Annotated in this window: 26 protein-coding genes and 1 other RNA gene; 20 read left to right on the top strand and 7 right to left on the bottom strand. The window is 33.0% G+C overall.

All coding sequences use genetic code 11. From position 1 onward, the window contains the following. Positions 1 to 170 precede the first annotated feature (170 nt). Together AC1RPN_RS02690 and AC1RPN_RS02685 are read left to right on the top strand one after the other, a co-directional pair. Positions 171 to 1,061, top strand: a complete 891-nt coding sequence (locus AC1RPN_RS02690; RefSeq protein WP_409022584.1) for a YitT family protein — start codon at positions 171 to 173, stop codon at positions 1,059 to 1,061. Positions 1,062 to 1,075: 14 nt separating this feature from the next. Beyond that, complete coding sequence (locus tag AC1RPN_RS02685; protein ID WP_481761282.1) at positions 1,076 to 1,264, top strand: 2-hydroxymuconate tautomerase; 189 nt, start codon at positions 1,076 to 1,078, stop codon at positions 1,262 to 1,264. Between the two features lie 89 nt (positions 1,265 to 1,353). Here the strand turns inward: AC1RPN_RS02685 and AC1RPN_RS02680 are convergent, their stop codons facing one another. Then, positions 1,354 to 2,166, bottom strand: a complete 813-nt coding sequence (locus AC1RPN_RS02680; protein WP_409022582.1) for a Cof-type HAD-IIB family hydrolase — start codon at positions 2,164 to 2,166, stop codon at positions 1,354 to 1,356. A 293-nt stretch (positions 2,167 to 2,459) separates the two neighbouring features. Between AC1RPN_RS02680 and AC1RPN_RS02675 the strand changes: the two genes are divergently transcribed. Both AC1RPN_RS02675 and AC1RPN_RS02670 read left to right on the top strand, forming a co-directional pair. Next, positions 2,460 to 2,783, top strand: coding sequence for a metal-sulfur cluster assembly factor (locus tag AC1RPN_RS02675; RefSeq protein ID WP_481761283.1), 324 nt, complete (start codon positions 2,460 to 2,462; stop codon positions 2,781 to 2,783). 22 nt (positions 2,784 to 2,805) lie between these two features. Next, on the top strand, positions 2,806 to 3,780 hold the full coding sequence (locus AC1RPN_RS02670) for an ABC transporter permease (protein WP_481761284.1): 975 nt from the start codon (positions 2,806 to 2,808) through the stop codon (positions 3,778 to 3,780). Between the two features lie 63 nt (positions 3,781 to 3,843). Here the strand turns inward: AC1RPN_RS02670 and fni are convergent, their stop codons facing one another. From fni to mvk, 4 genes are read right to left on the bottom strand one after another with little or no spacing between them, the layout of a single operon-like run. Beyond that, positions 3,844 to 4,881, bottom strand: coding sequence for a type 2 isopentenyl-diphosphate Delta-isomerase (gene fni, locus AC1RPN_RS02665; RefSeq protein WP_481761285.1), 1,038 nt, complete (start codon positions 4,879 to 4,881; stop codon positions 3,844 to 3,846). A gap of 15 nt (positions 4,882 to 4,896) precedes the next feature. Beyond that, complete coding sequence (locus AC1RPN_RS02660; protein WP_481761406.1) at positions 4,897 to 5,961, bottom strand: phosphomevalonate kinase; 1,065 nt, start codon at positions 5,959 to 5,961, stop codon at positions 4,897 to 4,899. A gap of 30 nt (positions 5,962 to 5,991) precedes the next feature. Further along, positions 5,992 to 6,957 carry a diphosphomevalonate decarboxylase gene (mvaD, locus tag AC1RPN_RS02655; RefSeq protein ID WP_481761286.1) on the bottom strand — a complete coding sequence of 322 codons (966 nt, stop codon included), beginning with the start codon at positions 6,955 to 6,957 and terminating at the stop codon, positions 5,992 to 5,994. Continuing rightward, on the bottom strand, positions 6,947 to 7,921 hold the full coding sequence (mvk, locus tag AC1RPN_RS02650) for a mevalonate kinase (protein WP_481762176.1): 975 nt from the start codon (positions 7,919 to 7,921) through the stop codon (positions 6,947 to 6,949). The genes mvaD and mvk overlap by 11 nt, the downstream gene beginning before the upstream one ends. A gap of 184 nt (positions 7,922 to 8,105) precedes the next feature. On the opposite strand from mvk, the gene AC1RPN_RS02645 reads away from it, so the two are divergent. The 4 genes from AC1RPN_RS02645 to AC1RPN_RS02630 all read left to right on the top strand — a co-directional run bounded on the left by AC1RPN_RS02645 (position 8,106) and on the right by AC1RPN_RS02630 (position 13,668). Continuing rightward, a complete protein-coding gene (locus AC1RPN_RS02645) occupies positions 8,106 to 10,931 on the top strand; it encodes a helicase C-terminal domain-containing protein (RefSeq protein ID WP_481761288.1) in 2,826 nt (941 codons plus the stop codon). Positions 10,932 to 10,995: 64 nt separating this feature from the next. Continuing rightward, positions 10,996 to 11,493 (top strand): cell wall elongation regulator TseB-like domain-containing protein, encoded by a 498-nt coding sequence (locus AC1RPN_RS02640; protein ID WP_481761289.1) that lies wholly within the window; start codon positions 10,996 to 10,998, stop codon positions 11,491 to 11,493. 90 nt (positions 11,494 to 11,583) lie between these two features. After that, positions 11,584 to 12,885, top strand: a complete 1,302-nt coding sequence (gene asnS / locus AC1RPN_RS02635; protein ID WP_409022573.1) for an asparagine--tRNA ligase — start codon at positions 11,584 to 11,586, stop codon at positions 12,883 to 12,885. A gap of 72 nt (positions 12,886 to 12,957) precedes the next feature. Next, on the top strand, positions 12,958 to 13,668 hold the full coding sequence (locus AC1RPN_RS02630) for a DnaD domain protein (RefSeq protein WP_481761290.1): 711 nt from the start codon (positions 12,958 to 12,960) through the stop codon (positions 13,666 to 13,668). A gap of 60 nt (positions 13,669 to 13,728) precedes the next feature. Here AC1RPN_RS02630 and AC1RPN_RS02625 read toward each other — a convergent pair whose 3' ends face one another. Next, positions 13,729 to 15,975, bottom strand: coding sequence for a transglycosylase domain-containing protein (locus AC1RPN_RS02625; protein ID WP_481761291.1), 2,247 nt, complete (start codon positions 15,973 to 15,975; stop codon positions 13,729 to 13,731). A gap of 35 nt (positions 15,976 to 16,010) precedes the next feature. Beyond that, positions 16,011 to 16,616 (bottom strand): Holliday junction resolvase RecU, encoded by a 606-nt coding sequence (gene recU, locus AC1RPN_RS02620; RefSeq protein ID WP_481761292.1) that lies wholly within the window; start codon positions 16,614 to 16,616, stop codon positions 16,011 to 16,013. Between the two features lie 111 nt (positions 16,617 to 16,727). On the opposite strand from recU, the gene AC1RPN_RS02615 reads away from it, so the two are divergent. The 12 genes from AC1RPN_RS02615 (at position 16,728) to purQ (ending at position 25,522) form a co-directional block, all read left to right on the top strand. Further along, positions 16,728 to 17,294 (top strand): SLOG family protein, encoded by a 567-nt coding sequence (locus AC1RPN_RS02615; protein WP_481761293.1) that lies wholly within the window; start codon positions 16,728 to 16,730, stop codon positions 17,292 to 17,294. Between the two features lie 66 nt (positions 17,295 to 17,360). Continuing rightward, positions 17,361 to 17,702: a cell division regulator GpsB gene (gene gpsB / locus AC1RPN_RS02610; RefSeq protein ID WP_481761294.1), complete on the top strand. Its 342-nt coding sequence runs from the start codon at positions 17,361 to 17,363 to the stop codon at positions 17,700 to 17,702. Positions 17,703 to 17,735: 33 nt separating this feature from the next. After that, positions 17,736 to 18,099, top strand: an RNA gene (gene rnpB, locus AC1RPN_RS02605) — RNase P RNA component class B. Positions 18,100 to 18,190: 91 nt separating this feature from the next. Continuing rightward, the gene (locus AC1RPN_RS02600; RefSeq protein ID WP_409022567.1) at positions 18,191 to 19,327 is read left to right on the top strand and encodes a THUMP domain-containing class I SAM-dependent RNA methyltransferase; all 1,137 of its coding nucleotides are present in this window, start codon (positions 18,191 to 18,193) and stop codon (positions 19,325 to 19,327) included. A 141-nt stretch (positions 19,328 to 19,468) separates the two neighbouring features. Further along, complete coding sequence (locus AC1RPN_RS02595; protein ID WP_481761295.1) at positions 19,469 to 20,071, top strand: nitroreductase family protein; 603 nt, start codon at positions 19,469 to 19,471, stop codon at positions 20,069 to 20,071. A gap of 124 nt (positions 20,072 to 20,195) precedes the next feature. Beyond that, the gene (locus AC1RPN_RS02590; RefSeq protein WP_481761296.1) at positions 20,196 to 20,588 is read left to right on the top strand and encodes an EbsA family protein; all 393 of its coding nucleotides are present in this window, start codon (positions 20,196 to 20,198) and stop codon (positions 20,586 to 20,588) included. A 175-nt stretch (positions 20,589 to 20,763) separates the two neighbouring features. Continuing rightward, positions 20,764 to 21,249, top strand: coding sequence for a 5-(carboxyamino)imidazole ribonucleotide mutase (gene purE, locus AC1RPN_RS02585; protein ID WP_481761297.1), 486 nt, complete (start codon positions 20,764 to 20,766; stop codon positions 21,247 to 21,249). Further along, positions 21,242 to 22,363: a 5-(carboxyamino)imidazole ribonucleotide synthase gene (gene purK / locus AC1RPN_RS02580; protein ID WP_481761298.1), complete on the top strand. Its 1,122-nt coding sequence runs from the start codon at positions 21,242 to 21,244 to the stop codon at positions 22,361 to 22,363. Before purE ends, purK begins: the two co-directional genes overlap by 8 nt. Positions 22,364 to 22,378: 15 nt before the next feature. Beyond that, positions 22,379 to 23,674: an adenylosuccinate lyase gene (gene purB / locus AC1RPN_RS02575; RefSeq protein ID WP_481761299.1), complete on the top strand. Its 1,296-nt coding sequence runs from the start codon at positions 22,379 to 22,381 to the stop codon at positions 23,672 to 23,674. A gap of 200 nt (positions 23,675 to 23,874) precedes the next feature. Beyond that, the gene (gene purC / locus AC1RPN_RS02570; protein WP_481761407.1) at positions 23,875 to 24,594 is read left to right on the top strand and encodes a phosphoribosylaminoimidazolesuccinocarboxamide synthase; all 720 of its coding nucleotides are present in this window, start codon (positions 23,875 to 23,877) and stop codon (positions 24,592 to 24,594) included. Beyond that, entirely contained in the window at positions 24,594 to 24,845 is a 252-nt protein-coding gene (purS, locus tag AC1RPN_RS02565; protein ID WP_409022561.1) for a phosphoribosylformylglycinamidine synthase subunit PurS, read from the top strand. Before purC ends, purS begins: the two co-directional genes overlap by 1 nt. A gap of 2 nt (positions 24,846 to 24,847) precedes the next feature. After that, positions 24,848 to 25,522: a phosphoribosylformylglycinamidine synthase subunit PurQ gene (gene purQ / locus AC1RPN_RS02560; RefSeq protein ID WP_481761300.1), complete on the top strand. Its 675-nt coding sequence runs from the start codon at positions 24,848 to 24,850 to the stop codon at positions 25,520 to 25,522.

Genomic DNA, 25,522 nt, shown 5'->3' with positions numbered 1-25,522 from the left:
TTAATTGCTATTTTTAAACGCCATTTGTAAATAAATATTCGTATTTAACCGGTTACGCTGTATAAGGTTAGTTTAATAGAAATTTAAAATGAGAGATTACTCATTTTATTAATATTATTGTTTAATAAAAGGTAAAATGAAAAGAGTCACATATAATAGGAGGGAGATTTATGAAGTTATCAATTTCTGATAAAAATAAACGACTAGTTATAATTGTATTTTCGGGATTATTAATTGCATTATCCCTTAATTTCTTTCTGATTCCAGGAAATATTTTTGGAGCTGGTGCCAATGGTATTGCCCAATTACTTTCTGCTATTTTTTATGATCTATTTCATATTAAAATTGGTACTGGATATCTAATTATGTTAATAAATATTCCAATTGGTATATTAGGCTGGTATAAAGTAGGACGTTCATTTACATATTATAGTGTACTGACCGTCGCTTCTTCATCTCTCTTTACGGTAATTTTACCCGTTCATCAATTATCAACTAATCCATTAATGGCAGCATTATTTGGTGGTGTAATAAGTGGTATTGGGGTTGGATTAGCATTAAAATTTGGTTTTTCAACTGGTGGGATGGATATCATCGCACTTGTTCTAGCTAAAACGACAGGTAAAACAGTCGGTTCATTAATGTTATCAACAAATATGATTATTATTTTAACGGCTGGATTTTATTTCAGTTGGGAAAGTGCTTTGTATACAATTATTTCTAATTATGCTATGTCTAGAGTTGTCGACGACATCCATACATCGCATCAAAAGTTAACAGCATTTATTGTTACAAAAGAAGCAGATTTAGTTGTTGGAGCGCTCCAAAAATCATTAATTCGTGGAATTACAGTTATTGACTCAAAGGGCGCTTTCTCAAATGAAGAAAGTAAAGTTTTGATGTTAGTTATTACACGTTATGAATTATATAATTTAAAAATGACAATTAGTGATGTTGATCCAAATGCATTTATGAACTTAGTTAATACCGCTGATATTGAAGGCAATTTCCTAAACTCAGACCAACAAGAATTATTAAGAAAAGGGCAATCAACTAAATAAAAAGGAGATTCGTTATGCCAATTATAAATATTGATTTAATTGAAGGTCGTTCACAAGAACAACTTAAAAATTTAGTTAAAGATGTGACTGAAGCTGTTTCAAAAAATACTGGTGCACCTACAGAGCATATCCATGTAATTTTAAATGAAATGCGTAAAGATCGTTATAGTGTCGGTGGTATTCTAAAAAGCGACGAAAAATAAATATCATTAAATATGACTTCTGGTATATTCCAGAAGTCATTTTTTATAAAAAAATAACAGACCATTACTGATCTGTTACTAATTAACGATTATTTAGCTAAATTTAAATAATTTTTTAAGTAATGAGCAAGCCCATTTTCTTGGTTATTTAAAGAGGTAACATCATTGGCTAGACCTCTAATTTCAGAAGTACCATTTTTCATTGCCACACCCCAGCCAGCATATGAAAGCATTTCTTTATCATTACTTTCATCACCAAAAGCAACGATATCTTTTTGAGAGATACCATAGTAATCTGCTAGATAAGAAACACCAATTGCTTTTTGAATCCCTTTTGAAACAACTTCTAGAACAGGTTTTGGTCCGCCCCAAGTGTTGACTTCGATAACATCACCATATTTTTCAAGTAGTCTAGATGTAATTAATTGTTTTTTATCTTGATCGACAAACATCGTAATTGATGTCGGATCATGTTGTAAATTTTGTTTATTAAGAATTTGATTTGATCTTAAAACTTGTGGGAAAAAGCCTTTCACTAGCTGACTTGCATTGTCAGCCAATAACATATTTTTTCCTTCGGCTGCTAACATGTTAATACCTAATTCTTTTCTAGCGTTAAGAATATCAAAAACAATATCTCGATTAATTGTATATTCGTATGATTTATCCCAATTTTTATGTGGAATATGTGCCAGGGCACCATTAAAATTAATCATTGGAGTTGTTAACCCTAATGAATCATAAATTTGTTTTGAGATACGATATGGGCGTCCCGTTACAATACTGACAATGTGTCCTTCAGCTGTTGCTTGAGTAAGTACTTTTTTTGTTGTTGAACTAACTTCTGCATTATTATTTAAAGTTGTGCCATCTAAATCAATTGTAATTAACTTTTTGTTCATCGTTATTGTTCCTCCATCAACTTAACTTATGTGTAGTAAGATTTACAGTTTTTTATCTTAGTTAGTTCAGGATAGCATTTGAGTATGCAGTATTCAAACGTATTTAACCTTTTTTTATCTATTGTTATAAAATCGTATCTTTAATTTAATCCGGCTTCATAGTAACTTTGGCGCCGTATAACATTATTTTTTAGAAAAAGTAAAGAGTTCAGTAACATTAAAACAATAGATTGCAATGCTAAAATAGAAACGATAAACTAGTAATATTAGCTATTCAAGAGAGGATTAATCCTATGAGTGAAAGACGAAGTGCAGAAATAATTAAGCAAGATATTTTGACACATTTAGAAAAAGTGATGGATCCTGAATTGGATATGGATATTATTAATTTAGGTTTAGTATATGAGATTGAATTAGACAATGACAATAATTGTAATGTACAAATGACTTTAACCACTATGGGTTGCCCGTTAACAGGTGTTCTATCTGATTTAGTCGAAGATGCGTTAAAGCCAGTGCTAGAAATAAAAAAAGTAACTGTACAATTTATATGGAGTCCAGCCTGGTCAATTGAACGTATGTCTAGGTATGCAAAAATGGCACTCGGTGTCCATTAAAAGTTAGGGGGAAATTAAATTGATGATGCGAAGAAGATACATATTTATAGTAGCTATCTTACTACTTACATTCTTTACCACATTTTTATTTTTTAAGATGCAGGAAAAAGATTTAATCACAAAATTAGATAATCATAATCTATCTAAAAATGCATATGTTCTTAAAACAAAAGAACAAAATTTAGATAAATATAATACAACGTTAGCAAAATCAGAAAAAATTTCTGATTTTCAAATTCATTATCAAGTAAAAAACAAAAAAAATATTTCTTATTTTTATGCGAAGGGTAGTTATGATAAGCCACCAATGGTTTCTGGAACTTTTTTCTCAAATAATGATTTTTTATCTGAAGTTCCGGTAGCAGTAGTTGGTCGAAATATTGAAAAAAAATTATACTCGCCATTTCATCAGCAGTATTATAAATTAAATGGGCAATACGTTTCTGTCATCGGTATTATGGGTGATAAATACAATTCTGAGTTGGATAATCAAATTTTTATTGCAATGTCAACTGCAGACATAAGTAAATTGAAGGCAAATAATACAAATATTATTCTTGATTCAAAGCATGTCGTGACTAAGAATGTGTTAACGACCGAATTAACTAATACAACAGTTTCCAAACAGGTTAATGATAATTTAATTTTAACTAATAACTCATGGATTAGTCGACATTGGCAACAAGCGGTGGGCTTAATGGCTGTTATTGCTAGTGTTATGGTCGCAACTTATATTTGGATTGTTGGTGTTAGTAAACAAATTCGTAATCAGAAATTTATCAAACAATCAAAAAAAGTTATTATTTGGAATAACTTGCTAATTTACATGGGATCATTCTTAGTTGGTGGCTTAATAGGAACTGCGATTGGTCAGTCACAATTTTCGATTAAAACAAATATGATAGCTCTGTATGAGTTCGAAGGTACTCTATTTATCGTTGCTTCCGTTGTTTTCTACTTTGTTATCCGTAGAAGAGTTAATAAACGTAATAATTAATAAAAACGCCAAATCAGTTAGATTCATTATCTAACTGATTTGGCGTTTTTTATGTAAACATGATTATATTTGATTTTTAAAATTTTGTAACTCAGGTGATAAAATCATTCTAATTTTTGTTAAATCACTTAAATTTTTGGTGCCAAGTAACAGCATAAGCATGTTAATTTTTGATTGATAATCTGATATGGTATTTGTTAGCGCATCTTGACCTTGTTTATTGAGAATGTGTAAGAATGCACCAGAGATACCAACACTTTTAGCGCCTAAAGCGAGACATTTAACAATATCTAATGGGGTACGAATACCACCAGAGGCAAAAATTGTTAAGCCTGTTTGCAGAGATTTTGTATCAATGAGACTTTCAGCTGTAGTTAAGCCCCAATCCTCTAGAAAGGAGAAATCTTTAGCATGTCTACGTTCGTTTTCAATCATGGCAAAATTTGTGCCGCCACGACCAGAAATATCAACATAACGTACACCAATATCAGCTAATTGTTGAACCGTTTTATGAGACATCCCAAAACCAACTTCTTTAACAATAATGGGTACTTCAAGCTTATTTACGATTGTTTCAATATTCTTCAACCAATAAAACTCACGTTCACCTTCTGGCATAATAATTTCTTGAGCGGCATTAATATGAATTTGTAGGGCGTTTGCTTCAATCATATCAACGGCTCTTTTTGACTGATCTAGTGTTGCATTGGCGCTTAAATTAGAAAAAATGAGACCATTTGGATTCTTTTCACGAAGTATTTTAAATGTATGAGCCTTAGAAGGGTCTTTTAAGGCGATACTTTGAGAACCTGTCGCGATTGGTGTATTTGTGATAGCTGCAACTTCGGCTAATTGTTGATTTAAAATACCCGTTTGTTCACTGCCACCAGTCATAGCATTAATATAAAAGGGCGATTGAAACGAGAAATTTGGAAGCTCAACGCTAGATTGAATATCATTAATAGAAAGTTCAGGTAAATTTGAAGGAATAAGCTTGATCTCATTCAATTGATTTTTTGATTCCGTATTGAATAATTTTTCGGCGATAAATACGTGTTCATCTTTTCTGTGACTTTGAATTAAATTATCGTCTTTAATCATAAAAAACTCCTTATCCTATAAGGTCACTTTGATATCCAAAGGTTGAATATCATTTTGTGCCCAATCTTTAAATAATTCAGTACGATTTGTTTCAGAGGTTGCTAATGCAATACCGCAATCACCACCGCCAGCACCTGATGTTTTTGCGGCAGCATGTTGGGATTCTGATAAATTACAAAGGGAAGTTAATGATTCGGTTTCAATTATTACCTGACTAGCATCGGCTAATTGTTGTAAAATCATTCGATTATTTGTAATTTCTTGTTGAATAATGATGGAATTGTTTAATTTAAAGCCATCAATCATTGCAGTGACACATTTTTTTGAATCTTCTAAAAATTCAGAGTAAGTCTTTTTTTGTTTTGCTTTAAAAAGGGCCATCTTATCAACAAAAATGGAAGTTGAAGCTGGAGAGCCAGTCCAACCGATTAATAATTCTAAATCTTTAGGTTGCGGTAGGCGTTGGACAGAAAGCATAGGCCAATCCATAGATAAAAGTTCGGTTAGTGGCGTACCTTGTCTCATAATTTTTAACCATTCTCGATCAAATGAATAATAAGCAATCCATCCGCCATAAACACTAGCGGCAATATCTCCGAGTGAACCATTTCCTTGAACATCTAGGTGAGCCATTGCTGATAATTTAAATAGAGCGTTATCCGTTAATTTTAAATTATAAAATTGTGAAACGGCACGAACGGTTGCTACGGTAACCGCAGCAGAACTGCCCAAACCATATTTTTTACCATCAGTACTATCTAAATCACTATCAATATTGACATGATAATTAACCATCTGTTTTCCGATGGATTGTGCATATAATTCGGTTAAATGAATCGCCGATAATATGTAGTGAAAGGGGTTATCTCGATTATCAAAAATAATTTTTGTCCCTTGACGATACCAAGATAAAGAATTTTCTTGGTATTGTTTAGATGAAATACTACCTGTTTCTTTACTCTTTTTAATTGTTACAGTTACAAACTGATCAATAGCAACAATAATTGCTGGTGATCCAGGTTCAACAATTGCGTATTCTCCTGCAATATAAAGTTTTCCTGGTGCTTTAGCGGTGATCAAATAGCTCAATTCCTTTCAATATGGATAACACTAAATAAGTGTCGCTCCAGGTCCAGGCTTGGCAACCAAAAGATTTTTTGCACCAAAAAGTGGACTTAATTTATTTAAAATATAAGGTGTTTCAGTTTTGGAACAAATTATTTTAACATTTGGACCAGCATCCATTGTGAAGTAACAGGTAATACCTTCTTGACGCAAGTCACGAATAGCATCCATAGCACGTATGCTGTCAGGATTAAAATAAGTAAAGCTGGGATTAGCGCTTAAAGTTGTTGCGTGCATTTTCATTGCATTATTTTCAGCAATTTGACCAACTTTTTCGAGGTTTTTCTCTATAATAGCCTTTTTCATATCAATTAAATCACGTTCAGAAGATTTAACCCATTCATTGTAGAAAGGTGATGTGTCCACGGAATGTTGCATTCCAGAACGAGAATCAATCGCTTTTTCATGACTATTAATCATAATAGCAATCATTTGAAGATCCCAATCAATCGTTTCTTCAATCGGTATAGCAAAGGAGTCTTCATCATTGTGACCTTTTTCCCATTCAACTAGGCCACCAAAAATAGAGCGACTAGCTGAACCAGAACCACGACGTGCTAATCGTGATAAATCGCGTTTATTTAAATTTAAACCAATTGCTTGACTAGCAGCAAGCGCAAGTGCAGCATATGCGCTCGCTGATGACGCAAGTCCTGCTGAAGTTGGAACGTGATTTATTGATTCTACTTTAGCGTAAATATTTTTTTGTGCTTGATTACGAACAATATCTAAAAAGGCTGATACTTTGTTATCCTTTTTTTGTTTAGAATTTAGAAAGAAGGTATCTTCAGTTAGCGTATCGTCAAAAGTTACCGTAGTATCGGTATAAAAATGATCTAACGTTAAGGATAGGCTATTGTTGTAAGGAATAATTAAATCTTTATTTTGTTTACCCCAGTATTTAATGAGTGCAATATTAGTATGGGCGCGAGCTGAAATTTTATTTTTCAATATGTTGTGACTCCTTTTTAAGGGGTTGAATCCAAGTTGCAATGGCACCATTACGATTTAAGAGATGGCTTAGATTTAAAGCTTCTTCGGGTGTTTTAACTAGGGCTATCATACAGCCACCGCCACCACCACCGGTAAGTTTGGCACCTAAAGCGCCATTTTCTAGACTTGTTTTGACAAGTGCATCTAATTTGGGATGACTAACACCTAAAGATTTTAGTAAATGATGAGCCCTAGATAATGTGTGTCCTAAACTTATAGCATCATCTGTCGCAATTTGTGCCTTAGCCATACTTGTTAATTGACCAAGTTCGGAAATTATTTTTTCAGTAACGTCAGGACTTGATAAGACGCGATCACGAACTTGACCAACAGTTAAACCCGTTTGGCCCTTGATTCCCGTATCAGCAATCACTAAGGTTGCCTCTATGTTTAATGGGACAGGGTAAGCCTCTTGGTGCTTAATGAACCAAATGGGATCGCGGCTACTGGTTGTTGCGGCATCGATACCACTTGGAGAACCATGTGTGGTTGTTTCAGCGATATTGGCAATAAGTAGAAGTTCATCGCGTTCGATTTTCGTATCAAAAAAAGCGTACAAACTTCGAATTATGGCAATAACTGTGGCAGCGGAAGAACCCATCCCTCGTTCAGATGGGATGTCACTTTCAATCGTTAATTTAAATGATTGATGTCGTTTATTCAATGATTTTAAAATGTACTGGATAACTTGCTTAATGCCACGCATATTCATGGGAACATTTTTCAGTTCACCACTATAAAAACGACTTGTGATCCATTGTTTATCTGCCATTGCTTCCGTTAAAACTGATATTTTAACATTTGGTAAAGGGAGGGCAATAGCGGGTTGGCTATAAACAACAGAGTGTTCGCCGATTAATATAATTTTAGCATGGCTAGTACCAAGAAATTTTGCTTCTGTATTATCTGACAAATTGTTCAAAAAAAGAGTCCTCTCTAGATGAATTTACTTCCATTATCATACCTTAAAATTGTCGTTATAGCTATAATGGACTGGATGAACTTTGAGAATTTATAATGATTTAGTTTTTGGCATATGATTCTTTAATCAATATGGTAAAATAAACATAAATGCGTTAACTTAAAAAGACTGGTGATAAACTTCAATGAATAAAAATACGATTTATGCTGTAGTGGATATTGAAACGACGGGAACAAATCTTAAAAGTGGCGATCGAATGATCCAATTTGGTTGCGTTTTAGTTCAAAAAAATCAAATAATAAATTCTTTCTCGTTTGATATTAATCCTGGTATGGCAATTCCGAAAGTTATTACAGAATTAACAGGGATTACAAACCGTCAAATCAGAAAGGCTGCCTATTTTGAAGACGTCGCCGCAACGATTTACGCGATTCTCCAAGATACAGTTTTTGTTGCGCATAATATTAACTTTGATTTGCCATTTATCAATAGTGAGTTAGAAAGAGTTGGCTATCCTGCATTATCAATAAAAGGTGTCGATACTGTACAGCTTAGTCAAATCTTATTGCCAACAGCACCCAGTTTTAAATTAAAAGATCTGAGTCGATATTTGAATCTGACTCACGAAAATCCGCATCATGCCGATAGTGATGCCCATGTGACAGCTGAGTTATTTATCTTCTTATTAACTCGACTAGAAACGATTCCAAGAGAAACCTTATTTGAAATAAATCGTTTAAGTTCATTTTTATTAAGAAATACAAATGAATTATTTTCTGATGCGTACAGTGATAAAAATAGAAGACAGGAAAGACTACCAGATCATCTATACATTGTTGGAGGGATTGTCCTTCAACGTAGGAAACAAGATACATTTAATTTAACGAATTATGTTTATCCTGAAGCAGAAGTAGATAAGAAAAAAATATTTGAAAAACAATTAAGTTGGCGACCTGAACAAGCAAAGATGATGGACCTTATTTCTGAACATTTAAAAAGTGGAAATCGAACATTAATTATTGAGGCTCCTACAGGAATCGGTAAAACATTAGGTTATTTAATTCCAGCAGCTTATCATGCTCAAAATCGCAAACAAATTGTGATTAGTAGTGCGACAACATTACTTCAAACCCAGTTGATGAATCAGGCATTACCGTTACTTAACAAATTATTGCCTTTTCAAACAGCTGCAGTAAATTTGAAGGGCAGTAACCATTATATAAATTTAGCGGCGTTTAAAAAAGAATTAACACAAAAAGAAACCTCTGGACAGATAGCTTTAATGAAAATACGTATCTTAGTATGGCTGACAATGACTAAAACTGGTGAACTTGATGAATTAAAACTTTCAAGTTATCAAAATCCCATTTTTAATCAAATTGAACATCAAGGGGTTGGGAGTTTAGTATTAACTGATCAATTTTTTGAAGTTGACTTTATTAATACGTTATATAAACAAGTTGAATCGTCAGCAATTATTTTTACAAATCATGCTTTTTTAATGAAGCATCCTGGTTTATTTAACTCAGATCGTACAAAACTTGCGCCTGAATTAATTGTAGATGAAGCACAGCATCTTGCTGATGTTGCTCTACAGTCAAATAAAGGACGCATTCGATTCTGGAAAATTATTAATATGTGTGATTCATTATTGACTAGCATACAAAGTTCACAAAAATTTTCTTTTAATGACTTAATGGCAATTAATTTCTTAACAGCTAGTGAAAACAATCAATTATTAACAGAAATTAGGAAATTACGGGAATCAGTTGAGTTACTCATCAGACAATTTTCAAGAGAATATGGTCGACAAATTAGTAGGAATTCAGCAGCAAAAAATGAAACGACCGGAAAAGCAATTATTTTAAAATCAACTGAGCTAATTGGATTGATTAATCGAAATAAAATTATGCTTGAATCTGTTTTAAAAGTGATAACTGTTTTAAAAAGAGATGATGCCATTTTACGAGATCGTTATATCGCTGCAAAAAGCCAACAAAATATCGGCCAAGATGAGCAACAGCTTTTGAATCGTGTTCATAACTTTTTTAAGCAATTATTTGCAGAAACTGAGGGCTGGACTATATTTGAACAAAATCAAGACAAGCTAAATGAAAAGGTGCTTTGGTTAAGTTTTCCGATTAACGGACAAACAGACAAAATGCAATTTGAATTTAGTTTATCAGATGCAACTCATTTTCTTTCTGAAGTAATTTATCGGCACTTTAATCACCTGACGTTTACTGGGGCGACTTTGTTACTACCAGGTAATCCTGATTACATTATTGATCAGCTAGATATACAAGATGATAATTACAAAATCAAAAAATTAGGGAGTCCTTTTGATTATAGTAACCAAGCTAAATTGTATGTAGCAAGTGATGCTTTTGATGTTCGATCATCAAAAGAGCTTTATGAATCTTACTTGGCTGATTCAGTTTATGAGATTATAAAATCACAACGTAAACAAACGTTAATTTTATTTAATTCGCTTGATACGATAGCAAATGTTTATGGGTTATTAACAAAAAGAGGGTTACATCTTGATCGTGAACTTTTAGTTCAGGGTGTTACAGGACGGCCTGAAAAATTAAAAAAACGATTTTTATTAGGTAAAGACGCTATTTTAATGGGTACTGGTAGTTTCTGGGAAGGCGTTGACTTACCAAATGATAGATTAGAACTTTTAATTGTGACGCGGTTACCATTTGAGTCTCCAGAGTCGTTAAATGTAAAGGCGAAAGAAAAAGAGTTTGAAGGTCAAGGTAGGGATGTATTCAGTGAGTATTCACTGCCTAGAGCAACAATGAAGCTTAAACAAGGGTTTGGACGCTTAATTCGGACGTCAACCGATAAAGGGGCAATGATTGCATTGGACAATCGATTGATAAATCAAAGTTATGGTAAAAAAATGATTGAAGTATTGCCGGATGAATTACAACTTATAAATGAACCATTGGCAGATATTATTATTGATTTAAAGACGTTTTTATCTAATTCTGATAGTTAATCAGAATTAGATAATGTCTGTTATAATATGACCGTATAAAACTAAGACAGGAGAAAAATTGATCATGCGAAGATCCCCCAAAAAATCAAAAAACATCGTTTTTCTTTCGATACTTGGTACGATATTAGTTATTGTGGTAAGTGCTTTTATTTTATATAATCGCGCAAAATCACCGATGGCTACAGCTGAAAAAGAAGCTGTTACAATTGCTAAAAAATACGCAAAACTAGATAAAGAAACAGCATTTTATAGATATAATAGGGATGCAACTTATTTTACAGTTGCAGGGACAACAAAAGCTAATAAAAGAATTTATGTGATTGTTGCTCAAAAAGGTGGAAAAGTTAAAGTCTTATCACAATCAAATGGTAAGACAAAAAATGATATTTTAACTTATATCTGGAATGAAAAAAAACCTAGTAAAATATTGAATGTCGGACTTGGTATATACAACGGTGTACCTGCATGGGAAGTGAGTTATTTGAACAAGAAAAAAGCTCTTTGTTATGAAACACTGCAGTTCTCAAATGGTAAAGTTTTAAAATCCGTTGAAAATATATAATTGTCTTATGGACTAATATATCTGACTAATGATATTATAAAAGGAATGAAATCGATCTAGCAACTAGGACCGTAATGAGGAGGAAGTTTATTGAAAACAATTAGTATAATTGATGCTAAAAACCATGTAGACGAAGAAGTAAAAATCGGTGTTTGGCTTACTAATAAAAGATCAAGTGGTAAGATTGCATTTTTACAATTACGAGATGGAAGTGCCTTTTTCCAAGGTGTCGTGATAAAAAGTAATGTCAGTGAAGAAACTTTTGAAATGGCAAAAGAGTTACATCAGGAATCTAGCCTTTACGTTATTGGTGAGATTCATGAAGATAAACGCTCACCATTTGGCTATGAAATTGAAGTTAAATCACTTGAATTAGTTGGTGATAGTCAAGATTATCCAATTACACCTAAAGATCATGGAACAGAATTTTTGATGGATCATCGTCATTTATGGTTACGTTCAACGAAACCATATGCAGTTATGCAAATTAGAAATGAAATTATTCGCGCAACATATGAATTTTTCAATAAAGAAGGTTTTATAAAGATTGATGCGCCTATCTTAACTGGTAGTGCACCAGAAGGTACAACTGAACTTTTCCATACTAAATATTTTGACAAAGATGCCTATTTGTCACAATCAGGTCAATTGTATGAAGAAGCTGGGGCAATGGCCTTTGGTAAAGTATTCTCATTTGGACCAACTTTTAGAGCTGAAAAATCTAAGACAAGACGCCATTTAATTGAATTTTGGATGATTGAACCCGAAATGGCATTTATGCACCAAGAACAAAGTCTTGAAGTACAAGAACAATATATTGCGTTCTTAGTACAAAATGTTTTAGATAACTGTGACTATGCTTTAGATATTCTCGAAAGAGATAAAGAAGTCTTAAAAAGTTATACAAAAACACCATTCCCTAAAATTTCTTATGATGAAGCCGTCGAATTATTACAAAATTCTGGTGAATTTCCTGATACTAAATGGGGTGATGATTTTGGATCTCCTGAAGAAACTTATTTGGCAGAACATTTCAGTATGCCAGTATTCGTTTTAAACTATCCTAAAGCAATTAAACCATTTTACATGAAACCACATCCAACGAGAGAAGACGTCGTTATTTGTGCTGACTTATTAGCTCCTGAAGGTTACGGCGAAATTATTGGTGGTTCAGAACGTGAAACTGATGTAGATAACTTAATAGCACAAATTAAAAAAGCTGGATTGAACGAAAAAGATTACGAATGGTATTTAGATTTAAGAAGATATGGTAGTGTTCCTCATTCAGGATTTGGTCTTGGATTAGAACGCGCAACAACTTGGATTACAGGTGAAGAACATATACGTGAGGCTATTCCATTCCCACGTCTATTAAACCGTATTTACCCATAAAAAAGTAGAGAAAAAGAACCTTTAAACGAAATTGTTTAAGGTTCTTTTCTTAATTAAGGAGGCATTTTCGTTATGGATGCATTTATGAGTCAATTTTTAGAAGCAGGGGAAACCCATGTGTCTAATTTAATTTTACGGAATTATCGAAAAATTGGATTATCAAGTGATGAATTAATTTTCTTAATCCATCTATTAAGCTTTAATCAAGCAGGTAATAAATTTCCAGATACAAATCAAATTGCCAGTCAAATGGGCGTGACGGCCCAGGAAACCTATACATTACTGCAGAAATTAATCGAAAAAAAAGTTATTTCTATCAAAACAATTGATGATTCAAATGGGTACAGCACCGATCAATTTGATTTTAGTGTGTTATATGAAAAATTAAATAATTTAAGTCATAGGACACAAGAAAAGGTTGAAGTTGTTAAGAGTAATAATTCTCGAAAAGAGGTTTATGAAAAAATTGAAGTTGAATTTGGAAGACCTTTATCACCAATGGAATTAGAAAGTATTAGCATGTGGATTGATCAAGACCACTATATTCCAGAACTAATTTTGATGGCGTTGAAAGAAGCTGTCCTTAATCAGGCATACAGTTTAAAATATATGGATAGAATTTTACTAAATTGGGAAAAGAAGCATATAAAAACAAGTCAAGACATAAAAAAAGATAAAGAAAAAAGACAACAACAGAACTTTTCAAATAATGTGAAGAATAATGACAATACAAAAGAATCTAATGATAAACCGGAAATACCCCTATATCATTGGTCAAATTAATGAAATAAATAAAAACCTGGCGATATTCAGAATTTTAACTGAATATCGCCAGGTTTTTATTTAACGAGTAGCAGACGAAACGGCTTTACTGCTGTCTGCTTTAGATGAAGCACTTGAACTAATAGCGGAGCTAGAACTACTAGATGAACTAGAACTTTCTGAAGAACTAGAACTACTTGAACTAGAAGAACTGCTTGAACTAGATTCTTCTGAAGAACTAGAACTATTTGATATCTTAGGAACTGAATATGAACTGCTATCTGCTGTTGTTGTTTCTGCAGTAGATGAATCTGTTAATGATAATTCGCCATTTTTCAGATAAACGTCAGAAGGTTTTGTCCAATCCGTATTTGAAACTGATTGGGAAACGTACTGCATTAAGTTTTTATAAATACCTACAGCTAGATGTTGAGAATTAACATCTAAGTAGTTATTTGCGACTAATGGTGAATCATAACCTGTCCAAACTGCAATTGAGTAATTTGAAGTATAGCCGGAAAATAATGAATCCATAACTGCGCTAGATGGAAATTTAGAAGCAACATTTGATGGATAATCAGTAGTACCGGTTTTACCCGCTTGGTAAAGACCCGGTATTTGAGCTGCCGTACCTGTACCATTAGAACTATTAATAACACCTTTTAGCATATCAGTAATCATATAAGCAGTTGATGTTTTCATTGCTCTAGTACCTGAGCTAGAATAATTTTCAACTGTACCATCTTTTCTTTCAATTTCTGAAATATAAGTCCCTTTGTGATAAGTTCCACCATTTGCAAATGCTGCATAGGCTTCTGCATTTTGAGTCGTTGACATGTTTGCACCGATACCAGATGAGTAAGTATCAACTTGATCCTTAGAGACACCAAGTTTTTTGACGAATCCTTGGGCTTTTGATAATCCAACCGCTTCAAGTGTCCGAATAGCAGGGATATTACGTGATTGAATCAAAGCATTTCGCATTGTCATTGTTCCAAGATAGCTATTATCAAAATCATTTAATTGTTTTGTAGTAGCATCAGGGTAGTAATATTTTGTATCGCTAACTTTTTGATTAGTTGGGTAGTCTAGATATTCAATAGCAGGACCGTAATCCATAATAGGTTTCATGGTTGAACCGTTGCTTCGACTAGTTGCGACAGCCCGATTATACCCGAAAGTAACATTTGTTTGTTTACGGCCACCAATCATAGCTGAAATAGCGCCAGTTTTTGAATCAACCATGGTAACAGCTAATTGCATTTTACTGTCAGGATAGACCACATAGTTATTTGTATTAGCTATATCATAAAGTCGTTTCTGAGCATCCAAATCTAAGTTTGTACGAATCTTAAGACTACTGTTATAAGGATCAAAACCTTTATCTTTAACAGACTGAATAACTTCTTTTAAATAGGAATCAGAAATTTTTGCATTATAAGTATCTTTTTCGGCAGAATGTGATGTTCTTAGGCCTGAAGTAATTGGTGTCGCTTTAGCTGTACTTGCTTCGCTTGCCGAAATTTTGTTATTTGCTAACATTGCATCAATAACTTCATTACGTCGTTCCTTTGCGTATTCTGGATGCGCGTAAGGATTATAAGAAGATGGGGCATTAGGAATACCAGCAATTAACGCGATTTGTTCTGTATTTAATTTATTCAATTTTTTACCGAAATAGTAATTTGCAGCAGTTTGCATCCCGTAAATACCATTTCCCATAAAGACTTTGTTAGCATAGAACGTTAAAATCTGAGATTTACTGTATTTACGCTCTACTTGTAATGCTAGCCATGCTTCTTGCGCTTTTCGTTTTATTGTTTGATCAGATGCTTTTGTCGAAAAGACAGATAATTTAATAAGTTGTTGTGTTAAAGTACTACCACCTTGAAGACCAGCTGATCCACCAGTGATATTTGACAAGGCTGCACCTACAATTCGCACAGGATCAACGCCATTATGTTTATAGAAACGTTTATCTTCGATTGAAACAATGGCATCTTTTAATAGTTGCGGCATGTCAGACGATTCAGCGTAGACTCTTGAAGTTCCTAAGGTAGTGATGATTTCATCATTCTTTGCATAAATGACACTTGCAGGGGTACTTTCAAGACTACTTGATGTTATTTTTGGTGAATCTTTGGCGTAATAGAAAAATAAACTGATACTAGCAATTACGCCAATAACGAATAGAGCAAGTAAGCTCAAAAAAATACGTTTAAAAAGTTTACCTTTACTATTTTTACCTTTGTTGCCTTTTTTGTTAGTGCTTATTTCTTGTTCGCGTCGCGCAACACGAGTAGTACCTTTATTATCAGCTGTTGCCATAAATAAAATTCTCCTTTAATTATATAAAGCCTTAATTATAGATGCTCTATCATTTTATCAACGTATTTTAAATAGGGAATGACCGGATTTAAAGTATATTGTATCTCGAATCCTTCAGTTTGGACTGTTTTCAATGGAATTGATTTACGACCATTAACACTCTGCTTATCCCAGTAAGTAAATAGCGTTTTTGATGGTAGTAAGTAGACCTTACCTAAGGTTGTGAACTTCATTATAACAAAACTAATTCCTCTTTGTAATACACATGATTTCATATGGTTAATTTGGTGCTCATGAAAATTACTTAACGGAAATGAAGTTTTATTTTTAGTTTCTTTAGCTTCAAAATCTAAATAGTGGCCATCGTATATGCCATTGTAGTCAGTTGTTGACGCAGTTTGAAAGTAAGCTTCTTTAATAACAGCTGCACTTCGTTTAGGATAATCAACTTTTACAATTTGAATAGGCGTTGGTTTTTTGTGAATGACAGCCATATTATGAGCAAGGTAAAATGCGTTGCTTACGTTGATATCATCCTCTAATGACATCCCCCGTTTACCAAACAACAGCATATTTGACTTTTTTTGCGTATTTAAAGGTGATTGTTCATAAAGTTTTCCATTAGGATAATTAATACTCACAGTTATTTCACGCTCCAATCTAAAATATTATAACAATAAGTGATATAATTTAATAGCTTTAAAGGATTTGGTAACATATTCTTAATATAAGAAAGGAATATTTAATCAATTATGAAGCGTTTATGGGTGACTGGTTATAGAACATACGAATTAGGTATTTTTAATGAAAATGATCTTAAAATAAAAATCATTAAAAGCGCAATTAAAAAAAATATTATTAATGAAATAGAAAATGGATTGAAGTGGGTTATAACTGGCCCTCAGCTTGGTGTTGAGCAATGGACGGCACAAATTTGCCTAGATATACAAAATGAATATCCTGATTTCAAGGTATCAGTTATGCTACCATTCAAAGAGTTTGGTAATAATTGGAAAGATGATAAAAAATTAGTTTTAAATCAAATATTAAATGATGTAGATTTTTCTGATTATGTTAGTAAGGATACCTATCAGTCGCCACAGCAATTAAAAAATTATCAAACTTTTATGATAGAACACACAGATGGCGCGTTATTACTTTATGATTCAGAAAATGAAGGCAAAACAAAATTTGATTTATTAAAAATAAAGCAAACTAAAGAAGTGAAAAACTATGCATTACGTATGATAGATTTTATGGAATTAGAAGATATTGCAAACGAAATGGAAGAGGAACAAAATAATCATTTGAATTATTAAATAATTCTGCTATAATAAACAGGTATTAACATTATTTATGAGAAATTAGTGATGAGGTGTACGAATATGACGGATGTTAATTTTGTACCTAAAGATATCTTACAAAAACATTTTGAAACAAAAATGCGTGGATATGATTCTAAAGAAGTTGACGAATTTCTTGACGATGTTATTAAAGATTATGAAACCTTTGATAAGAAAGTCAAAAAACTTCAAGAAGAAAATGATCGTTTAATTGCTCAAGTCGACGAACTTACAAAACAGGTTACTGTTGGTAAAAGTTCACAGACGACCCAAACAACATCTACAACTTCAAATATGGATATTCTTAAACGATTATCTAATTTGGAACGTCGTGTGTTTGGTGCACAGTTAGATGAGAATGAAAATTCTAGAAATCAATTTTAAATTAATTGAATGATGTAATATAGATTCAGTGTAAATTTCGGGTAATTGCGGTCTATTAAGTTAGGCTGAGGAAAGTCCATGCTTGCACAAGCTGAGATGCTTGTAGTGTTCGTGCTTGGTGAAAAAATAAGCCAAGGTACCTTCGGGTAACGGCGGATAAAATGACTAAGGCTTCGGCTATGTCAAAGTAATCTGTAAAGTGCCACAGAGACGATACAATATTGGAAACGGTATTGCTGGAACGCGGTAAACCCCACGAGTAGGCAACCCAAACTTTGGTAGGGGCGCTTCATGACGGAAATGAACAAATCATGGGGGCAGATAATATCTGGAGATAGATGATTACCACTGATTTCATCGCCTGAGATGGATGACGTACAAAACATGGCTTATAGAAATTTACATGATTTCAGGATGAACTAGGATGAAGAATTTTCTTTTATCCTAGTTTTTTTATTAAAAAAATTAAATTATAGTGAAGGTGCAAAATGGAAACTTTTAAATTATTGGCAACCGCAGCTAGCGGTATTGAGTCAATTGTTGGAAACGAACTTAAACATATGGGTTATGATGTTCAAGTAGAAAATAGTCGTGTCCGCTTCGAAGGAACAATGGAAGATGTTATTAATACAAACCTATGGTTGAGAACCGCAGATCGCGTTAAAATCATTGTTGGTGAGTTTACGGCTACGACTTTTGACGATTTATTTGAACAAACAAAAGCAATCTCTTGGGATAAGTTTTTACCATTAGATGCGGAATTCCCTGTTCAAGGAAAATCTCAAAAATCAACACTCTATAGTGTTCCAGATGCCCAAGCAATCGTGAAAAAAGCAATTGTTGATCAATTAAGTGATGTCTATCACCGTACAACACGCTTACCAGAGACGGGTTCAAAATATCCATTGGAAGTTGCTATTAATAAAGATAACGTCTTATTGACACTTGATACAACGGGTAGCAGTTTATTTAAACGTGGTTATCGTGTTGAAAAGGGTTATGCTCCTTTAAAAGAAAATATGGCAGCTGCGTTAGTTATGTTAACTAATTGGTATCCAGAAAAACCTTTTGTTGATCCAGTATGTGGTTCAGGAACAATCCCAATTGAAGCTGCATTAATGGGACATAATATTGCACCTGGTATCGGTCGTTATTTTGTATTCGAAGATTGGGATTTTGTTGAAAAAGGACTATTTGATCGTTTAAGAGAAAAAGCAAAAGGTGAAGCAAATCTTGATGTAGTATTAGATATAGCAGGTTATGATATTGATGCTGGCATGATTGAAATTGCTAAAAAGAATGCCGCTGAAGCTGGCGTCTTGGATAGTATTGAATTCAAGCAACTTGCTGCAAAAGATTTTACAACAGAAAAAGAAAATGGTGTTTTAGTCGCTAACCCACCATACGGTGAACGATTGAGCGATACTGAATCTGTACGTGTTTTATACAAACAGATGGGTGTTGTTTATAAACAAATGCCTACTTGGAGTAAATATATCTTAACAAGTGACTTAACTTTTGAAGAATATTATGGTTCAAGAGCATCTAAAAAACGTAAGCTATATAATGGCTCATTGAGAACGGATTATTTCCAATATTGGGGTAAACGTAAACCAAGAGCATAATAAATAATAAGTTTAAAAGCTATCTAATCAACGATTAGGTAGCTTTTTTTATTTAAGATAAAAAAAATAAGTGTTATCTCTTTACTTATTAATAGTAAGTGATATACTAAGTTTATTCAAATAGAGAAGGGGAAATTAATTATGAAAACTCAATTATTAGATCTTATGGAACAACGTCGTTCAATTTACGCTTTAGGGGATAAAGTAAGTCAAACACCTGATGAAATTACTGGTGTTATCGAGGATGCTATAAAGAAATCACCAACATCATTCAATAATCAAACAATTAGAGCAGCAATTTTATATGGTAAAAATTCAGACATGGTTTGGGATATCGTTGAAAAACGTCTTAAATCTGAGGTTCCTAATGCTGAAGCATATAAGAAAACTCAAGAAAAGATTGCAACATTCCGTGCTGGATTTGGAACAATATTATACTTTATAGATACTGATGTTGTTGCTCAAAATGAAAAAGATTTTGCTTTATACGCTGATAACTTCAGAGTTTGGGCAGAACAAGGTTTGGGCGGTGCTCAACAAAGTGTTTGGACAGTATTAGCTGAAAATGGTATTGGCGCAAGTTTACAACATTATAATCCACTTATTGATACTGAAATTAAAAATGCGTTTAATATCCCTGGAAACTGGGAATTACGTGCACAAATGCCATTTGGTTCAATTGAAGCAGCGGCAGGAGATAAAGATTTCATGTTAGATGATGACAGATTCTTAGTTATTAAATAATAGTTCAAAAAGATGAAACTTAAGGTTTCATCTTTTTTTATGGAAAAATATAGAATATCTGATCAATTATGTTAAGCTTTAAATATAGAAGAATAATTTTATTGTGTTAGAGGAGATCATAAGCATGAAAAAATATCAAAAAACATATTTTTATCAACCCGAGCTAGCTAAAACGGTTATTTTATGGTCATGGACGTTCTGCTTATTTTTAGGTAGTTTATTATTATGGTTAGAGATAACAACATTACAAATTTGGACAATTGTTTTATTTATACTTTTTCTTATTGTATCAATTGTTCAAATCTTGAATCGTAAATTAATAGTTGACGACAAAAATATTAAGTTAACTAAGGTTATTCGAAAACATAATGAAATAATTGAAATTTCCGCAATAAAACAAGTTAAATTAAGAAGATTTGGACTATCTTTTTATTTAGCCAATAGTAAAAAGTCAGTTGTTTTGAATTCTAGAAGCAAGTTACAATTATACACGGACCTTAAAAAGGGAAATAAATGATGCCAATAGGTGTCATTTATTTTTTTATAAAAAAGAAATATTAAAAAGAGAAATAGCTTGAATATCCATTAAAATACGAACTATTTTTATTAATTTTTTAATTTCGTCCTTTTTTTGCTTTGACACAACGCTGAGTTGTTGATAGAATAGGTTTATTAAATTTGGAGGTAATCGAATGGCAAAGATAGCAATTGTAATGGGATCGATTTCCGACTGGACCACAATGAAATTTACGGCTAATTTATTAGATGAACTTGATATTGAGTATGATAAAAAAGTTATTTCGGCACATCGAATGCCAATAGAAATGATTAAATTTGCAGAAAGTGCGGATAAAAATGGGTATGAAGTTATTATTGCTGGTGCGGGTGGTGCCGCACATTTACCAGGAATGATTGCAGCTTCAACCGTCATCCCTGTAGTAGGCGTTCCGGTGCAGTCCCATGCGCTAAATGGAATAGACTCTTTACTGTCAATTGTTCAGATGCCTGCGGGAACACCCGTAGCAACTATGGCAATTGGTAAAGCAGGTGCAACAAATGCCGGCATCTTTGCCGCAAAAATTTGTGCCTTAAGTGATTCAACTATAAAAGATAATTTAAAGTCATATCAATTATCACTCCATCAAAAATCTTTGGAAAGTAGTGATTTACTTGATTAAAAGGATATTACCAGGACAAACAATTGGTATTATTGGTGGTGGTCAGCTAGGACAAATGATGACAACGTCTGCAAAAGAAATGGGTTATCGTGTGATTATATTAGATCCGCAAAAAGATTGCCCAGCTGCTCAGGTTGCGGACAAACAAGTGATTGCAGATTATGACGATGAGATTGCTATTTTAAATCTTGCAAAAATGTGTGATGTACTAACGTTTGAGTTTGAAAATGTAGATGCTGATACGATTGATGCAGCAAAGCAATATTGCTATGTTCCACAAGGGTCGACTGCACTGCGTATTTCACAAGATAGAATTAGTGAGAAACAATTTTTGGAAGCTCATAATTATCCAATCGCACCATTTAAATTAATACAAAGTTTTGATGATTTAGAAAATGCCATTAAAATAACTGGGTACCCATCAATTTTAAAAACGATTCGTGGCGGATATGATGGTAAAGGACAAGTTATTTTAAAGACAAGTGCTGATTTGATTGAAGCGGGAAAATTGATTCAAAATAGAACATGCGTGTTAGAAGGCTTTGTTCAGTTTGATCGTGAAGTTTCCGTTATCATTGCTAGAAATGAATTAGGCCAACAAAGTATTTTTCCGATTATCGAAAATCAACATCGTCATAATATTTTACATGAGAGTTCTTGTCCGAGTCGTTTATCGATTGAGACAAGAAAAGAAGTTGAAATTATTGCAAGTCAAATTGCTGATGATTGTTTGTCTGTTGGAACAATGGGGATTGAATTTTTTGTTTCAGATTCAGGTGGCGTTTATGTTAATGAAATTGCACCTAGACCACATAATTCCGGACATTTAACAATTGAGGCCTGTTCCTTATCACAATTTGAAGCGCATATTAGAGGAATTTGTAATTTACCAATGTTAAAACCACAGTTGTTAAGTCATGCTATTATGATTAATATTTTGGGACAACATGTCCAGTCAGTATTAAATGAAATTCAAAATGAAGGTCAATGGCGGTTTCATTTTTATGGTAAAAATGAAGCAAAACAAGATCGTAAGATGGGTCATGTAACGATATTAACCGATAATATTGAGCAAGCTAAAATTGATGTATATCAAACGAAAATTTGGGATTAAGAGAGGAAGATAAAAATGATTGATCGTTATACAAATGCTGAGATGGGTGCCATATGGTCAGATGAAAATAAATATAAAGCTTGGTTAGAAGTTGAAACATTAGCTAGTGAGGCTTGGGTTGAACTAGGCCATGTTCCAGCAGAAGACGCTGAAAAAATTCGTAAAAATGCTAGTTTTGATATTGATCGTATTTTAGAAATTGAACAAGAAACAAAGCATGATGTCGTTGCCTTTACAAGAGCTGTCTCAGAATCTCTAGGGGAAGAACGTAAGTGGGTTCATTATGGATTAACTTCTACAGATGTAGTTGATACAGCGTATGGATCTATTTTAAAACAGGCTAATGAAATTTTGCGTAAGGATATTGAAGAATTTATGGCTGTTTTAGCTGATAAAGCAGTTGAATATAAAGATACTGTTATGATGGGTAGAACACACGGTGTACATGCTGAACCAACAACATTTGGATTGAAAATTGCATTGTGGTATTCTGAAATGAAACGTCATCAAATTCGTTTTAATGATGCAGCATTAGATGTTGAAGCTGGAAAAATTAGTGGTGCTGTAGGAACATTTGCCAATATCCCAATGTTTGTGGAAACTTATGTTTGTGAGCATCTTGGAATTAGACCTCAAGAAATATCGACACAAGTCTTACCACGAGATTTACATGCTAATTATGTTTCTGAGATGGCTCTTCTTGCAACATCGATTGAAAAAATGGCAACAGAAATTCGTGGATTACAAAAAAGTGAGACACGAGAAGTTGAAGAATATTTCGCTAAAGGCCAAAAAGGTTCATCAGCTATGCCACATAAACGTAATCCAATTGGTTCAGAAAATATTACAGGGTTAGCGCGTGTCATTCGAGGACATATGGTCACTGCCTTCGAAGATGTTACATTATGGCATGAACGAGATATTTCACATAGCTCTGCAGAACGTATTATATTACCCGATACAACTATTTTATTAGATTACATGCTACGTCGCTTTACAAAAATAGTTAAAGAATTAACAGTATTTCCGGAAAATATGAAAAAAAATATGGACCGTACTTTTGGTCTTATTTACAGCCAAAGAGTTTTACTTAAATTAATTGATAGTGGCATGTCTAGAGAGGCTGCATATGATTTAATTCAACCTAAGACGGCAATCTCTTGGGATCAACAAATACAGTTCCGTCCCTTATTAGAAGCAGATGAACAAATAATGTCTGCATTAACTCAAGCAGACTTAGATGATGCTTTTGATTATCATTATCATATTAGAAATGTTGATGCTATTTTCGAACGAATTGGTCTCATTTAAAGAAATATGTAAACCATAAAGTTATTTTAATAGCTTTATGGTTTTTTGTTTGCCATAATACGAACTTTAAATTAAAAAAATATAAAAATAATCGTATTTTACCTTGATAAATTATATAGTAATTGTTAAACTATATTTGTAAAGAACGAACTATTTAGTTAAAAAGTATATTTTTATATGTTTTTATTCTTAAGGGGGCTATTCGCTTGGATCAATTGATTTACGAAGGAAAAGCTAAAGATGTTTATCAAACTAATGATGAAGAAGTATTAAGAATGGTATACAAAAACCAAGCTACCGCACTTAATGGTAAACGGAAAGAAGAAATATTAGGTAAGGGATTATTAAGCCATCAAATATCTGATATTATTTTTTCTTATTTAATGGCAAACGGTATTAAAACACATTTCATTGAAGATGTTTCTAAAACCGAACAATTAGTTAAAAAAGTTGAAATAATTCCAATTGAAGTTGTTTTACGAAATACTATTGCAGGTAGTTTTGCTCGTAAATTTGATCAAGTTGAAGGAACTAAATTAACAGTTCCTGTTATTGAATACTATTATAAGAATGATGCTCTAGACGATCCTGGAATAAATGAGTCACAAATTTTTGCGTTAAATTTTGCGACTAAAATAGAAATGGACGAAATAAAGAAACAAGTCCTTCATATTAATCAGCTACTGTATAAATTATTTAAAGACATCAATATTGATTTAATTGATTTTAAACTTGAATTCGGTCGGTATCATGGGGAACTTATTTTGGCAGATGAATTTTCACCTGATAATGCACGTTTATGGGATTCGAAGACACATAAATCATTAGATAAGGATATTTTCAGAAAAAACCAAGGTAGCATTATTCCAGTATATCAAGATGTTTTAAACCGACTAAAAAATCGAAATGAGGTCAAATAATGTATAGTGTAAAAGTTTACGTTACATATAAAGAATCAGTTTTAGATCCGCAAGGTCAAGCTGTTAATGAAGCGATTAACCGATTAGGATTCTCAGGTGTTAGTGACGTTCGAGTTGGTAAATATTTTGTGTTAAAGGTTGAAGCAACTGAATTAGAGATAGACCAAAAAATTGATGCGATTTGTGATAAATTATTAGCTAATCCAAATATGGAGCAATATCGTTACGAACTTGAAAAAGTGGAGGCTTAATCATGAAATTTGCAGTTGTTGTATTTCCTGGTTCAAATTGTGATTATGATTTACTTCACGCTATTCGGGATGGTTTACATGAACAAGCTGAGTTTGTGTCGTATACAGAGGAATCTCTTGATGGTTTTGATGGTGTATTACTTCCAGGTGGATTTTCATACGGCGATTACTTAAGAAGTGGGGCAATTGCCAGTTTATCACCCATTATGAATGAAGTGAGACGTTTTGCGGATGAAGGTAAACTAGTGTTTGGAACCTGTAATGGATTTCAAATGTTAACGGAAATGCAACTACTTCCAGGTGCATTAATTCAAAATAAAAATATTAAATTTATTTGTAAGCCAGTTACTTTGGAAATTGTTAATAATCAAACGCGTTTTACAACTGATTATAAAACGCAAACGACAATTGAATTACCAATTGCTCATGGCGAGGGTAATTATTATTGTGATGATGAAACATTAGCTTCTCTTAAGAAAAATAATCAAATTATTTTTAGATATCAAGATAACCCAAATGGAAGTATTGATAATATTGCTGGAATTATTAATGAGCGTGGAAATGTACTTGGTATGATGCCGCATCCAGAACGTGCTATTGAAGCATTGCTCGGTTCAACGGACGGCCTAAATTTATTTAAATCGATGTTAACGACATACACAGAGGGAGTGGGTTAA

It is taken from the genome of Dellaglioa sp. CoH-57-MRSF-20, assembly GCF_056781955.1.
The sequence above is the reverse complement of the archived record's forward strand: the minus strand, read 5'-3'. Positions and strand labels throughout refer to the sequence as shown.